General features: G+C 70.0%; 12 protein-coding genes and 1 tRNA gene. 10 read left to right on the forward strand and 3 right to left on the reverse strand.

The features are described from left to right. Positions 1–17 precede the first annotated feature (17 nt). From BQ7106_RS01835 to BQ7106_RS01855, 5 genes are read left to right on the forward strand one after another with little or no spacing between them, the layout of a single operon-like run. Entirely contained in the window at positions 18–968 is a 951-nt protein-coding gene (locus BQ7106_RS01835) for an ABC transporter ATP-binding protein (RefSeq protein ID WP_072370330.1), read from the forward strand. Next, entirely contained in the window at positions 968–1,765 is a 798-nt protein-coding gene (locus BQ7106_RS01840; RefSeq protein WP_072370333.1) for a hypothetical protein, read from the forward strand. The genes BQ7106_RS01835 and BQ7106_RS01840 overlap by 1 nt, the downstream gene beginning before the upstream one ends. After that, positions 1,762–2,583 carry a hypothetical protein gene (locus BQ7106_RS01845; protein WP_072370337.1) on the forward strand — a complete coding sequence of 274 codons (822 nt, stop codon included), beginning with the start codon at positions 1,762–1,764 and terminating at the stop codon, positions 2,581–2,583. Before BQ7106_RS01840 ends, BQ7106_RS01845 begins: the two co-directional genes overlap by 4 nt. Beyond that, positions 2,580–3,635 (forward strand): sensor histidine kinase, encoded by a 1,056-nt coding sequence (locus BQ7106_RS01850; protein WP_240307400.1) that lies wholly within the window; start codon positions 2,580–2,582, stop codon positions 3,633–3,635. The genes BQ7106_RS01845 and BQ7106_RS01850 overlap by 4 nt, the downstream gene beginning before the upstream one ends. After that, a complete protein-coding gene (locus tag BQ7106_RS01855) occupies positions 3,632–3,949 on the forward strand; it encodes a YbjQ family protein (RefSeq protein WP_072370345.1) in 318 nt (105 codons plus the stop codon). The genes BQ7106_RS01850 and BQ7106_RS01855 overlap by 4 nt, the downstream gene beginning before the upstream one ends. A gap of 16 nt (positions 3,950–3,965) precedes the next feature. On the opposite strand, the gene BQ7106_RS11120 is transcribed toward BQ7106_RS01855, so the two are convergent. Then, positions 3,966–4,526: a hypothetical protein gene (locus BQ7106_RS11120; protein ID WP_205407646.1), complete on the reverse strand. Its 561-nt coding sequence runs from the start codon at positions 4,524–4,526 to the stop codon at positions 3,966–3,968. On the opposite strand from BQ7106_RS11120, the gene BQ7106_RS11420 reads away from it, so the two are divergent. The 5 genes from BQ7106_RS11420 to clpX all read left to right on the forward strand — a co-directional run bounded on the left by BQ7106_RS11420 (position 4,525) and on the right by clpX (position 9,254). Beyond that, on the forward strand, positions 4,525–5,562 hold the full coding sequence (locus BQ7106_RS11420) for an ABC transporter ATP-binding protein (protein ID WP_275886717.1): 1,038 nt from the start codon (positions 4,525–4,527) through the stop codon (positions 5,560–5,562). The genes BQ7106_RS11120 and BQ7106_RS11420 overlap by 2 nt on opposite strands. 197 nt (positions 5,563–5,759) lie before the next feature. Then, a tRNA-Leu gene (locus BQ7106_RS01870) sits at positions 5,760–5,846 on the forward strand. Between the two features lie 53 nt (positions 5,847–5,899). Continuing rightward, a complete protein-coding gene (tig, locus tag BQ7106_RS01875; protein ID WP_205407648.1) occupies positions 5,900–7,246 on the forward strand; it encodes a trigger factor in 1,347 nt (448 codons plus the stop codon). Between the two features lie 76 nt (positions 7,247–7,322). Next, entirely contained in the window at positions 7,323–7,940 is a 618-nt protein-coding gene (locus BQ7106_RS01880) for an ATP-dependent Clp protease proteolytic subunit (protein WP_072370354.1), read from the forward strand. Between the two features lie 3 nt (positions 7,941–7,943). Continuing rightward, the gene (clpX, locus tag BQ7106_RS01885; RefSeq protein WP_072370357.1) at positions 7,944–9,254 is read left to right on the forward strand and encodes an ATP-dependent Clp protease ATP-binding subunit ClpX; all 1,311 of its coding nucleotides are present in this window, start codon (positions 7,944–7,946) and stop codon (positions 9,252–9,254) included. Between the two features lie 492 nt (positions 9,255–9,746). Here the strand turns inward: clpX and BQ7106_RS01890 are convergent, their stop codons facing one another. Next, positions 9,747–10,871, reverse strand: coding sequence for a glycosyltransferase family 8 protein (locus BQ7106_RS01890; RefSeq protein ID WP_240307401.1), 1,125 nt, complete (start codon positions 10,869–10,871; stop codon positions 9,747–9,749). A 119-nt stretch (positions 10,872–10,990) separates the two neighbouring features. Continuing rightward, positions 10,991–11,788, reverse strand: coding sequence for a TatD family hydrolase (locus BQ7106_RS01895; protein WP_072370360.1), 798 nt, complete (start codon positions 11,786–11,788; stop codon positions 10,991–10,993). Positions 11,789–11,947 lie beyond the last annotated feature (159 nt).

The raw sequence follows: 11,947 nt of genomic DNA on the forward strand, positions 1-11,947 counted from the left end.
TCTAGAAAGGAGCGAGCGTGAACGTCATAGAGACGCACGGCCTCACCAAGCGCTACCGGAGCAAGCTTGCCGTCGACGGCCTCGACATGACCGTCGCCGCGGGCGACATCTACGGCTTCGTGGGCAGGAACGGGTCGGGCAAGTCCACCACGATGAAGATGGTCTGCGGCCTGGCGCGCCCCACGGCCGGCGAGGTCGTCCTCTTCGGCGACCCCGTGGGCGGCGGCGCCACCCCGCAGGGCTTCTCGCGCATCGGTGCCCTCATCGAGAGCCCCGGCGTCCTGGCCAGCCTCACCGCCCGAGACAACCTCGTTGCCAAGGCCCTCGCCCTCGGCCTCACGCACGCCGGCGCCGTTGCGGACGACCTGCTCGCGCTCGTCGGCCTCGACCCGTGCGACCACCGCCGCGTGAAGGCCTACTCGCTCGGCATGCGGCAGCGCCTGGGGCTCGCGCTCGCGCTTGTGGGCGCGCCCGACCTGCTGATGCTCGACGAGCCGTTCAACGGGCTCGACCCCGAGGCTACGCGCGCCATGCGCCTCGCCCTCGTGCGGCTCAACCACGAGCACGGGGTCACCGTCGTGATCTCGAGCCACGTCCTCGACCAGCTCGACCGCGTGGCCACGCGCTTCGGCGTCATCTCCGCGGGTCGCCTCACCGCGGAGTTTACCGACGTGGAGCTCCACGAGCGCTGCGGCAGCTCCGTGCGCGTGCGCCTCGCCCGCCCCGAGCGCGGCCTGGCCCTCCTCGAGCAGGCGCTCCCGTCCGCCGCCTTCCGCGCGGAGCCCGACGGTGCCCTCGTGGTCACGGGCTCCTCGCTCGACGAGGTGAGCTCCGCGTGCTTCTCGGCCGGCGTCGAGGTCCGCGAGCTCGCGACCGTCGAGCGCGACATCGAGGAGTACTTCGTCGAGCTCATGGGCGTGCAAAAGGGACAGGCACCTTTGCACGCTGAAGACGGTGAGGCCCGATGATGGCCCTGCTGCGCGCGGACGCCTATCGCGTCGTGCGCTCCCGCTGGGCCTGGGTGATTCTTGCCCTCATGGCGCTCCTGACGTTCGCTCCCGCCCTGCTCATGCGCTGGACGAGCATGGGCCCCGTCGCCTTCGACAGCCTCACCGGGTCGGCGCTGAGCCTCGGCGGCATCGAGATCCTCGCCGCCGTCATGGCGGCGATCGTGTGCAGCGACCGGAATGACATCGGCTTTGGCCGCTCGGTCCTCTCCTCGCTGAGCCGCCGCGGGCGCGTGGCGTGGTTTGTCGAGAAGTGCGCGTTCTCGGTCCTTCTCGCCATGGCCACGCTGGTCGTCGCGCTGGTGCTGGGGCTTATTGCCGTGCCGATCTCCGGCGTGCCCGTCCTCGCCCCCGAGCCCGCGTGGCAGGTGGCGGTCTGGTTTGGATGCAACTGGCTCGTGGGCTCGACCTACGCGGTGCTCACCGTGCTCGTGGCGCACCTCACTCGCAGCGAGGCGGTGAGCATGGGCTTTGCGATCCTCGCGTCCACGGGGCTGCTCGAGGGGGGTGTCGTCGTGGGCATCGACGCCCTCTGTTACCTTGCGGGGGGCAGCTTCCTCGACTTCTCCGCCGCCGTTGCCCCGTGGCTGCCCGCGCAGGTCGTCAGCGCCATCGGCGAGGGCGCCGGGGCGCTCCTCTCGGCGGACAACGCGGTGCGCCTGGCGCCCGCCGTGCGCGCGCTCGTCGTCTGCATGCCGACCATCGTGGCGACCGTCGCCGCCGACGCGCTGCTCGTCTCAAGGAGGGATGTCGCATGATCGCCCTGCTCAGGTCCGATCTCTACCGTGTGGCCCGCTCGCGATGGCCGTGGGTGGTGCTCGCGCTCGTGGCGCTCGCCACCCTGGGCTCGGCCGTCTTCACGATCTGGTGGCCGCTCGAGCCCGGGGTCGTCTACGACGGCCTCACTACGAGCTCCGGCGCCCTCCGCCTCGCCGGCCGCGGCTCGAGCATCGGGCTCGCTGTCATGGTCGCGCCATTCGTGGCCGCGCATCTCTCGACCGCCGACTCGGACACCGGCTTTGACCGCACGCTCCTCTCGTCGCTTCGTGGGCGCAGCGCCTATTTTGCCGAGAAGTGCCTGCTCACGGTCATCCTCTCGGGCGCTGCCCTGCTCGCCTACCTCGCCCTCAGCGGCGTCGGGGCCTTCGTGACCATGCGCCCGGTGGCAAACGTCGAGCCGCTCTGGCAGATTGCTGTCTGGGCGGTCGAGGGATGGCTCGTGGCGTGCGCCTACGCATTCGTCGTGCTGCTCGCGGGCCAGCTCACGCGCATTCGAGCGATAGCGTTCATCGTCGCCTTCCTGCTGCTCTCGGCTGTGTTCGAGCAGGGGTTCTTCTCGTTCCTCCTGCTCGTGAGCAACATGTTCGGCCTTGGCTGGGGGCCTGCCCTGGAGGCAGCGCTGGCGTGGACGCCCTACGTCACGATGCGCTCGATTGAGCAGGGCGCGGCCGCGATGCTCGCCGTCGACTCGACCGGCGTGGCCCCGGCCCTCCGCGCGCTCGTCGTCTGCGCGCCGCTCTGCCTCGCGTGCGCGGCGCTCTCGGCCGCCGTGGGCTCGAGGCGTGACGTGGCATGAGCCCGGACGCGCTCCTCGAGCCGCTCTACCACTGGCTCTACTCTGTGGCGGAATGGCTGCTCGCAGGCTCTAGGATGGAATGGCTGGGACGTGTCGTGGAGAGGTTTCGCATGGCAGAGGGACTCGTGCTCGTGGTGGCCATCGCGCTCGGCATGGGGTTTGGCGCGCTCTTCGTGCTCGCGTGCTACGCGAGCGAGCTCGCCCGACAGTCGCGCTTCCTCGTGAGCCGCGAGCGCGCGAGCAACGCGCGGCTCACCTGCGGCAGTCGCCTGCCCGGGATGGTGGGCCTCGTGGATGCCGTGAACGCCGAGCTCGACGCGGCGGACGCCGAGCGCGTCGAGGCGCTGCGGGCAGCCGACGAGTTCTCCCGCGGGCTCTCCGCGCTCTCCCACGACGTGCGGACGCCGCTCACCGGGGCCCGTGGCTATCTGCAGCTCGCGCGCGAGGAGGCCGATCCCGGGCGCAAGGACGCCCAGCTCGCCGCGGCAGACGCCCGTCTCGCGGCGATGTCGGGGCTTCTCGACGAGCTCTTCTCCTACGCGCGCGCCGCCGACCCGGACACCCCGCTCGAGCTGGGGCCGGTCGCGCTGCGCCCGCTGCTCGAGCAGGCCCTCCTGGGCCACTACCCCGAGTTCGAGGCGCGTGGCTGGGAGCCCGCGCTCGAGGTGCGCGACCCCGCGCCCACGGTGATCGCCGATTCCGACGCGCTCTCGCGCATCGCGGAGAACCTCGTGGCAAACGCGTTGAGGCACGGGAGCGGGCCGCTCTCCGTGCGGGTGGCGACGGGCGAGGGGGACCGCGTCGACGTGGAGTTCTCCAACCCGGTCGCCGACCCCGGCGCCATCGACGCCGATCGGCTCTTCGAGCGCTTCTACCAGGCCGACGCCTCGCGCGCGACGGCCGGCTCCGGCCTCGGGCTCGCCGTTGCCGCCCAGCTCGCCGCCGCCCAGGGGATGCGGCTCTCGGCTCGCCTCGACGGCGCCGCCCTTGTCATTACGCTAGTGATGCGAGGGGACGGTCCCTTCGCATCGTCGAGAGAGGAGACGCGATGATCGTTACCACCACCAACTCCGTCGAGGGGCACCAGATCGTGGAGTACCTGGGCATCGTCACCGGCGAGGCCGTGAGCGGCATCAACATGTTCCGCGACCTCGGCGCCGGGATCAGGAACGTCTTCGGAGGGCGCTCGGCGGGCTACGAGGAGGAGCTCCAGCAGGCCCGCAACGAGGTGCTCGACGAGATGCAGCAGCGCGCCGCCCAGCTCGGCGCCGACGCCGTCGTGGGCGCGAGCATCGGCTACGAGACCTTCGAGGGCATGATCATGACCTGCTGCTCGGGGACGGCCGTGCGCCTGCGCCGCGCCTAGGTCGGGCGACTCGGGCCTAGCGGACGAGCTCGTCGAGGCGAGGCTCGAGCTGAGGCGCCATCTCGTACTCCGTCGTGCCGAGAAGGGCGACGGGATCGGCGATCGCCGCGCCGGGCAGCACGGAGCGCAGGTCCGCGAGAAGCGCCTCGCCGGGCTCCCCCGTGCTGTCCGCGAGCGTCACGACCGGCAGCACGGTGGCGCCCGTAAGGTCGTGCGGGCCGAACCGCGTGAGCGCATCGGCGACGACGCCCGGCAGCCGGCCGTCCGCGAGCGGCGTGACGAGCACGATGGCCTCGTGGAGGGCGGCGACGCTTTTCATGTCGGGCCCGACCACGAGCCCGTGCCGGAGCGAGCAGATCTCGCTGACCTGCAGCCGGCTCATGCCGGCACCGTGGCGCCCCGGCGGGAAGAGGCGCGAGGAGAGGAGGCCCTCGGCCACGCGCGCGGCGGCGGAGGCGGGGGAGGGCTCGGCCTCGACGGGGCTGCCGTCCGCCCCGGGCACGAAGCCCGCGCGCGACAGCCAGAGGATGCACGCGTGCCGGTCGTCCGGCAAAGGCCTGGCATTGATGGGCTGCATGCGGCTCCCTTCCGTGCGTGTGCTCGCGCGCCATTATCGCACTTGCCGAGCCTCTGCCCCCGCCGGCCGAACCGCCGATGGGGGGCGTGTCTCGCCCAACTGGGCAGACGCCGCTCGGTGCGCGCGGGACGCGCGCAAATCCGCGACCCCCAAAGCACAGGCCGGGGCTTTCTCGCCGCGTGCCCGCCTCGCTTGGCGACGGGCGGGCCGTTCGGCCGGAGTGCGCCGTCGCCGACCGCGCACACCCTCTCATTTTGGCGAGCGGCGCCCCAAAAATGGAAAGGTGTGCGCGGTCGCCCCTCCCATAGGGGCCGCAACGGCGTCGCGTGGGTTGCCGGCCCGCCGCGCCCCACGTGTCAGGCTGGGCACCAAACGCAAGATGGCCGTGGTGGGCCCCAACGGCGCGGGCAAGACCACCTTCATCAAGCTGCTGTGCCGCCTGTACCGCCCCACGTCCGGTCGCATCACGCTCAACGGCATCGACGTCGAGAAGTACGACGAGGACGAGTACCGCGACCTCATGGCGGTGGTCTTCCAGGACTTCAAGCTCTTCGCCTTCCCGGTGTGGGAGAACCTCGCCGCCGGCTACCCGCGCGACGACGCTCGCCTCTGGGCGGCGCTTGACCAGGCCGACGCCGGCTTCGTGCGCGGGTGGCCGGACGGCCTCGAGACCCGCCTCTACAACGACCTGGGCCCGGGCGTGGCGCCCTCCGGCGGCCAGGCGCAGAAGCTTGCGCTCGCCCGCGCGCTCTACAAGGACGCGCCGGTCGTGATCCTGGACGAGCCCACGGCCGCGCTCGACCCCATCAGCGAGGCCGAGGTCTACGCCGGCTTCGACCGGATGGTTGCCGGCAAGACCGCGATCTACATCTCGCACCGCATGAGCAGCTGCCGCTTCTGCGACGACATCATCGTCTTCGACGGCGGGCGGGTGGCCGAGCGCGGCTCCCACGAGGAGCTGCTCGCCGCGGGTGGCCTCTACGCAAGGATGTGGGAGGCTCAGGCCAGCTACTACGTGGACGGCGAGAAGAACTGACGGCCTGCGCGCTCTTCTCGCATGCCCCGAGCCAGGCGCACGCCCTTGCGTCCGATTCCGTGCGTCCGGCTCGGGCCGGCGCCTTGGACCGTGCGCCCGCGCCCCCGGCTCGCCGGTTCTTCTCGCCGCGCGTGAATTATCTGCCGAGATGCGGGTATCCTGTAGAAGTTTGCTATGATTCAAAGGCTGTGAAAACCGCGGGCGTGGCGGAACTGGTAGACGCGCTGGATTTAGGTTCCAGTGGGGGAGACCCCGTGAAGGTTCGATTCCTTTCGCCCGCACCACGCAGGGAAACATGGCGGGGCCGGCCCGCCAGGCACGAGACACTGGAGGAACGTTGAAGATCACCGTCACCGCTGAGCAGCCCGTCGACGAGAAGATGGCCGCCAAGGTCACCGTCCCCGCCGCCGACGTCAACGCAGCCATCAAGAAGACCTATCGCGACATCGCCAAGAAGTACAACTTCCAGGGCTTCCGTCGCGGCCACGCGCCCCGTCCGGTGATCGACGGCATCATCGGCCGCGAGGCGGTGCTCGCCCAGGCCACCAACGACCTGCTCAATGCCCTCGAGCCCATGATGCTCGAGGAGCTCGACGTCACTCCCGTGGGCCGCGTGAGCTTTGGCCCCGAGGGCGCCGACCCCGAGCTCGCCGCCGAGGGCGCCGACTACGTCGTCGACGCCACCATCGGCGTCCGCCCCGCGGCTGAGCTCACCTCCTATGACGCCCCCGAGATCAACCTCCCGCCCGAGGAGGCCACCGAGGCCGAGATCGACTGGCAGATCAACCAGCTCCTCAGCTACCAGGTGACCTACGAGGACGTCGAGGAGGACCGCGCCGTCGAGCCCGGCGACGTCGTCTCCGTCGACATCGAGAACGTTGACGGCGCCGGCCACCTCGCGGGCAAGAACCGCCTGCTCGCCCTCGACGGCCAGCAGGTCCCCGAGCAGCTCCAGGAGGGCATCGTCGGGATGAAGAAGGGGGAGGAGAAGGCCATCGAGTGGACGCACACCCACGTCCACGAGGGCGAGGAGCACTCCCACACCTTCTCCGTCAAGGTGACGCTCAACGCCATCAAGAAGGCCGTCACCCCCGAGCTCGACGACGAGATGGCCAAGAAGTACGGCTACGACACCGTCGACGCCTTCAAGGCGGCCGTCAAGGAGGAGATCGAGGGCGACAAGAAGACCTCCATCCTCAACCTCAAGGAGGACCGCGTCGTCGAGGCCGTGGGCAAGCTGCTCGACCTCGAGACCGTGCCCGAGGCCTACCAGAACGAGATCTTCAACGAGCTCGCGCAGGAGTTCCTCGGTCAGCTGCAGCGCCAGAACGTCTCCCTCGACATGTTCCTGCGCGCCCGCGGCATCAAGTCCGACGACTTCATCGCCGACCTGCGCGTCCAGGCCGAGGAGCGTGCGCGCCAGTCGCTCGCCCTCGACGCCGTGGCCGCCAAGCTCGGCCTCGAGGCCAGCGAGGACGAGGTCCGCGCCGAGTTCGAGAAGGCCGGCGTCGAGGACGTCGACGCCTCCTACAAGGAGTGGAAGAACGAGGGTCGCCTGCCCGCCATCCGCGACTCCATCCGTCGCACCAAGGCCCTCGACTGGCTCGTCGAGAACTGCAAGGTGAACATCGTCGACGAGGTGGCCGAGCGCGCCAAGGAGCAGGGCGAGAAGGACGCCGAGTAGTCCCTCGCTCCGCACGACGAAGCGCCCCGGGCGAGCCCGACCTCGTCCGGGGCTTTCTACAAGAAACGGAGCATCCATGCACCAGCCCACCAACATCCCGCTCATACCCTATGTCGTCGAGCAGACGCCGCGCGGCGAGCGCAGCTACGACATCTACTCCCGCCTGCTCAACGACCGCATCGTGTTTCTTGGTGAGGAGGTGACGCGCGACTCGGCGAACCTCGTGATCGCGCAGCTCCTCCACCTCGAGAGCCAGGACCCCGACAAGGACATCGCGCTCTACATCGACTCGCCCGGCGGCGACGTCTACTCGGGCCTCGGCATCATCGACACGATGAACTTCATCAAGCCCGACGTCTCCACCATCTGCGTGGGCATGGCCGCCTCCATGGGCGCCGCCATCCTCGCCTCCGGCGCAAAGGGCAAGCGCCTCGCCCTGCCCAACTCGATGGTGCTCATCCACCAGCCGAGCTCGGGCGTCCAGGGGCAGCAGACCGACATCCAGATCGTGGCCGACGAGACCCGCTGGATCCGCAACCGCCTCAACGAGATCCTCGCCGAGGCCACCGGCCAGCCCATCGAGCGGATCAACGCGGACACCGAGCGCGACAACTACATGCGCGCCTCGGAGGCCTGCGCGTACGGCCTGGTCGACAAGGTCATCACGTCGCGCGCCGACCAGAGCCAGGAGTAGCCCATGTCCAACAACGACAGCTACGGTGGCTTCGGGAGCGAGATGCGCTGCTCGTTCTGCGGCAAGACCCGCAGCCAGGTGAGCAAGCTCATCGCGGGCCCCGGCGGCGTCTACATCTGCGACGAGTGCGTCCACGCGTGCTCCGACATGATCGACGAGGCGGAGTTCCCCGATGACGACGAGGCGCTCGAGCTCGAGGAGGGGATGCCGCCCATCAAGGACCTCCCCACCCCCCACGAGATCTACGACGAGCTCTCCCAGTACGTCATGGGGCAGGAGCAGGCCAAGCGCGCCATGAGCGTGGCCGTCTACAACCACTACCGCCGCATCCTCTCCGGAAACGACGAGGTTGAGGAGGGCGCCGAGGAGGTCGAGATCGCCAAGAGCAACATCTTGCTGCTGGGCCCCACCGGCACCGGCAAGACGCTGCTCGCGCAGACGCTCGCCCGCTTCCTCGAGGTGCCGTTTGCCATCGCGGACGCCACCACCCTCACCGAGGCCGGCTACGTTGGCGAGGACGTCGAGAACATCCTGCTCAAGCTCATCACCGCCGCTGACGGCGACGTGGAGCGCGCGCAGGTGGGCATCGTCTACGTGGACGAGATCGACAAGATCGCCCGCAAGGCCGAGAACCTCTCCATCACGCGCGACGTCTCCGGCGAGGGCGTGCAGCAGGCGCTCCTCAAGATCCTCGAGGGCACCGAGGCGAGCGTGCCCCCGCAGGGCGGCCGCAAGCACCCCCAGCAGGAGCTCATTCGCATCGACACCACCAACATCCTGTTCATCTGCGGCGGTGCCTTCGTCGGGCTCGACAAGATCGTCGCCGACCGCATCGGCAAGAAGGGCGTCGGCTTTGCCGCCGAGGTCGGGAGGAACGCCGAGAAGGACGAGGACTACCTCATGGGCCAGGTCATGCCCCAGGACCTCCACAAGTTCGGCATGATCCCCGAGTTCCTCGGCCGCATCCCCGTGATCACCGCGACGCGGGAGCTCACCGAGGACGACCTCGTCGCCATCCTCACGCAGCCCCGCAACGCCCTCGTCAAGCAGTACAGGCGCATGTTCGAGCTCGAGGGCGTCGAGCTGGTCTTCGAGGACGACGCGCTCGTGGAGATCGCGCGGCAGGCGCTCGAGCGCGGCACCGGCGCCCGCGGCCTGCGCGCCATCTGCGAGGCCACGCTGCAGGACACGATGTTCGACCTGCCGAGCGACCTCGACATCACCAAGGTCATCGTCACCAAGGAGAGCGTCGGGGGCGGCGCGAGCCCGCGCCTGGTCACTAAGGCGCACGGCAAGCACCACCTGGAGGGCTAGTCAGGCGAAGAAGAAGCCCCTGCGCGGCGCGCCCGGTGCCTCGAGCCCGGGCGCGCCGCTTTTTGTTCGCGGCGATGCCGTGGGGCTGGCGCTTGGTTTGGGAGCGCTTGGTCCGGAGTGCGCTTTGTTCTTCTCGGCCGTTGCGCGGGGGGAGTTTGGAGCGCTTAGGAATCCGCGCCCGTTTGCGATCGGACGCGCGCCCCTCTTCGGTCCTTCTCGCCCGCGGCTTCCCGTTCCCTCAAACGCACGGGGGTTTCTATGCACCGAGAAGAACGGTGGTGCAACGGCAGAGAGAACGTAAGCACAAGAGGAATCGCCGCCGCGTGCGACGCGCTCCGAACCGGAGGCTTGACGCACGCGACGCAAACGGGCGGGGATTCCTAAGCGCCGCATCCGCCTCCCGCGCAACGGCCGAGAAGAGCTAATCATGCACCTTGGGGGCGTGCCTCGATGTACGCATATCCGTTATTTGAGTCGAGGCCTGGCCGCAATTTACAGGTTGGAGCCGCCGAGGTTCATGTAGGTGGTGATGATTGCCCTGCGGCGACGCGTGCCCGCGGGGCACACCTTGTCGAAGGCGGGCATGATGCCCTTGTAGAGGGCGATGACCTGCAGGCGCTTGGCGAGGCCGGCAGCCGACGCGCGGGACTCCTCGAGCTGGCCGCGAATCTCGTCGAGGTAGGGGGAGCGCATGGCGTAGTGCCAGAAGAGGTCGGCGCGGTCCGCGTCGGGGTAGAGCCAGGGTCGGTTGTCCGGTCCGGCGAAGTGGATGATCGCGGGGTCCGCGGCGGCCTGCTCGTACTCCTCGCGCACGTCGGCCGGTGCGTTGGCGACGATGTGGGTGCGGCGCAGGTGCTGCCAGTCCATGAGGTAGTTCCAGCGCATGTGGACGCGCACGTAGTTTCCGTTGACGACCTTGTTGAGGACGTCCTGGTCGAGCCAGCGCCACATGCGCTCGGTCGACAGGGCGAGGAACTCCTCGGGGGTCACGGTGCGCCTGAGCTCGGCGAGGTTCATCAGCAGAACGCCGGCCTGGAAGTAGTCGTGCGGGTCGCTCATGCCGAGCTCGTGGGCGAGGTAGGGTCCCACGGTGGCGTCGTACCCGTCGATCTGGCCGATGGTGTCGGCGTCGCGCGTCGCGGCGAGCGGGTAGCCCGTGACGTCGACGTCGAAGAGGGCGGCAACGTCGTCGTCGACGATGAGGTCCGAGTCGAGGTAGATGGCCTTGTCCACGTTGGGCAGCAGCTGCGGCGCGAGCAGGCGGTAGTAGGTCTCGGGCCGGAAGTGCCCGTGGTGGGGGAGCTCGATGTCGCCGAGCGCGGCGTCCACGTCGAGAAAGCCGATGCCGACGTTGTCGGACTTGGTCTGGCGCGTGAGCAAGATCATGCTCGCCGGCGAGATGTCGCGCGTGAGGACCACGATGTCGTAGCGACGGCTCGCGCTCGCGTTCTCGAGGATCGACTGGATCGCCACCGAGAGGTACGGGACGAAGTTCTCGCTGCAGGCGAAGACGATGACGACGTCGTCGAGCGGCAGGTCAAGGTCGCCGGAGGTGCTCGCGAGCATCGTGGACGAGAGCGGGTTTCTCACGTGCGTTGTCTTGCGCAGCGGCTTCATGGGTCCTCGGTTCCTTGTCCTGTACGACCTGTCAACTCTACCATTGCGGGCGGTCGGTCACAAACCGGCGAGAAGGACTTCGTGCCGCGCCTCCGTCGGACCCGGCGGCGCGTGCCGCGTCAGCCCAGGAGGCGCTCCGCGTTGCGGGCGACGAGGGCGCGCGTCTCGTCGGGGGAGGCCCCGCGCGCGGAGGCGATGCCGGCGACCGCGCGCTCGAGCGACGAGATGACGTCACGGGCTGTGGCGGGGGAGCCCTCGGCCTCGGGGAGGTCCGTCTCGGCGAGGATGCGCCCCGCGGGCAGGACGCGCGCGTACTCCCGCCCGCGCCGCGTCGCGAGCGCGCGCTCCCCGAGCGAGAACCAGCACCCCAGGCGCACCGCGCGCCAGAGCTCGTCCGAGCTGCCTGAGAACCAGTGCAGCACGCAGCGGCACGACCCCGCGGCCCCGGTGCGCTCGAGGGCGTCGAGCGCGGCCCCGGCGCTCCGCACCGCGTGGACCGAGACGACCTTGGGGGCGTCGGGGTCGCTCGTGCGGGCGCACGCCTCGCAGATGCGCTCGAAGCAGGCGAGCTGCGCCTCCCACGTCGCGACGCGCCGGGGCGCGGCGTCGAGGCCGACCTCGCCGACGTGGCGCACACCCGGCAGCAGGGCGGCGAGCTCGTCGGCGTCGCGCGCGTCGCGCACCCACCACGGGTGGAGGCCGGCGGCAAGCGCCACGTTCCTCTCGCCCGCAAGGCGCCCGCGCAGCGCCAGGTACTCGCCCGGGCTCACCGTGACGGCCAGCGCGGAGAGCCCCGCCGCCGCGCCGTCGCGCGCCGCGGCGACGGGATCGGCGAACCAGCCGAGGTGGCAGTGCGCGTCAAAGAGCCGCGGGTCCGTCCGCGATGGGGTGCCGGCCGTCTCGTCCTTCTCGCACATGGGTCCTCCGCGTCCTCCCGAAGCCGTCGCACGCTCCCCACGGTACCCCAAGGCGCCGCCGATGTCGCGCCCCGCGCGGCGCCGCGACGAGGAGCCCGGCCCCGCCCCCGCTCACGTGCTATCCTGTTGGGCTGATATGAACGCGCGCCACGAGAGGAC

This window comes from Thermophilibacter mediterraneus (assembly GCF_900119385.1).
Lineage (GTDB): Bacteria > Actinomycetota > Coriobacteriia > Coriobacteriales > Atopobiaceae > Thermophilibacter > Thermophilibacter mediterraneus.

What these genes read in the sequence shown, in the direction of transcription:
- BQ7106_RS01850 (WP_240307400.1), top strand. Translation starts at nt 2,580, where the DNA reads ATGAGCCCGGACGCGCTCCTCGAGCCGCTCTACCACTGGCTCTACTCT.
- BQ7106_RS01895 (WP_072370360.1), bottom strand. Translation starts at nt 11,788, where the DNA reads ATGTGCGAGAAGGACGAGACGGCCGGCACCCCATCGCGGACGGACCCG.
- BQ7106_RS01840 (WP_072370333.1), top strand. Translation starts at nt 968, where the DNA reads ATGGCCCTGCTGCGCGCGGACGCCTATCGCGTCGTGCGCTCCCGCTGG.
- BQ7106_RS11420 (WP_275886717.1), top strand. Translation starts at nt 4,525, where the DNA reads ATGCGGCTCCCTTCCGTGCGTGTGCTCGCGCGCCATTATCGCACTTGC.
- BQ7106_RS01880 (WP_072370354.1), top strand. Translation starts at nt 7,323, where the DNA reads ATGCACCAGCCCACCAACATCCCGCTCATACCCTATGTCGTCGAGCAG.
- BQ7106_RS01855 (WP_072370345.1), top strand. Translation starts at nt 3,632, where the DNA reads ATGATCGTTACCACCACCAACTCCGTCGAGGGGCACCAGATCGTGGAG.
- BQ7106_RS01890 (WP_240307401.1), bottom strand. Translation starts at nt 10,871, where the DNA reads ATGAAGCCGCTGCGCAAGACAACGCACGTGAGAAACCCGCTCTCGTCC.
- BQ7106_RS01845 (WP_072370337.1), top strand. Translation starts at nt 1,762, where the DNA reads ATGATCGCCCTGCTCAGGTCCGATCTCTACCGTGTGGCCCGCTCGCGA.
- BQ7106_RS11120 (WP_205407646.1), bottom strand. Translation starts at nt 4,526, where the DNA reads ATGCAGCCCATCAATGCCAGGCCTTTGCCGGACGACCGGCACGCGTGC.
- clpX (WP_072370357.1), top strand. Translation starts at nt 7,944, where the DNA reads ATGTCCAACAACGACAGCTACGGTGGCTTCGGGAGCGAGATGCGCTGC.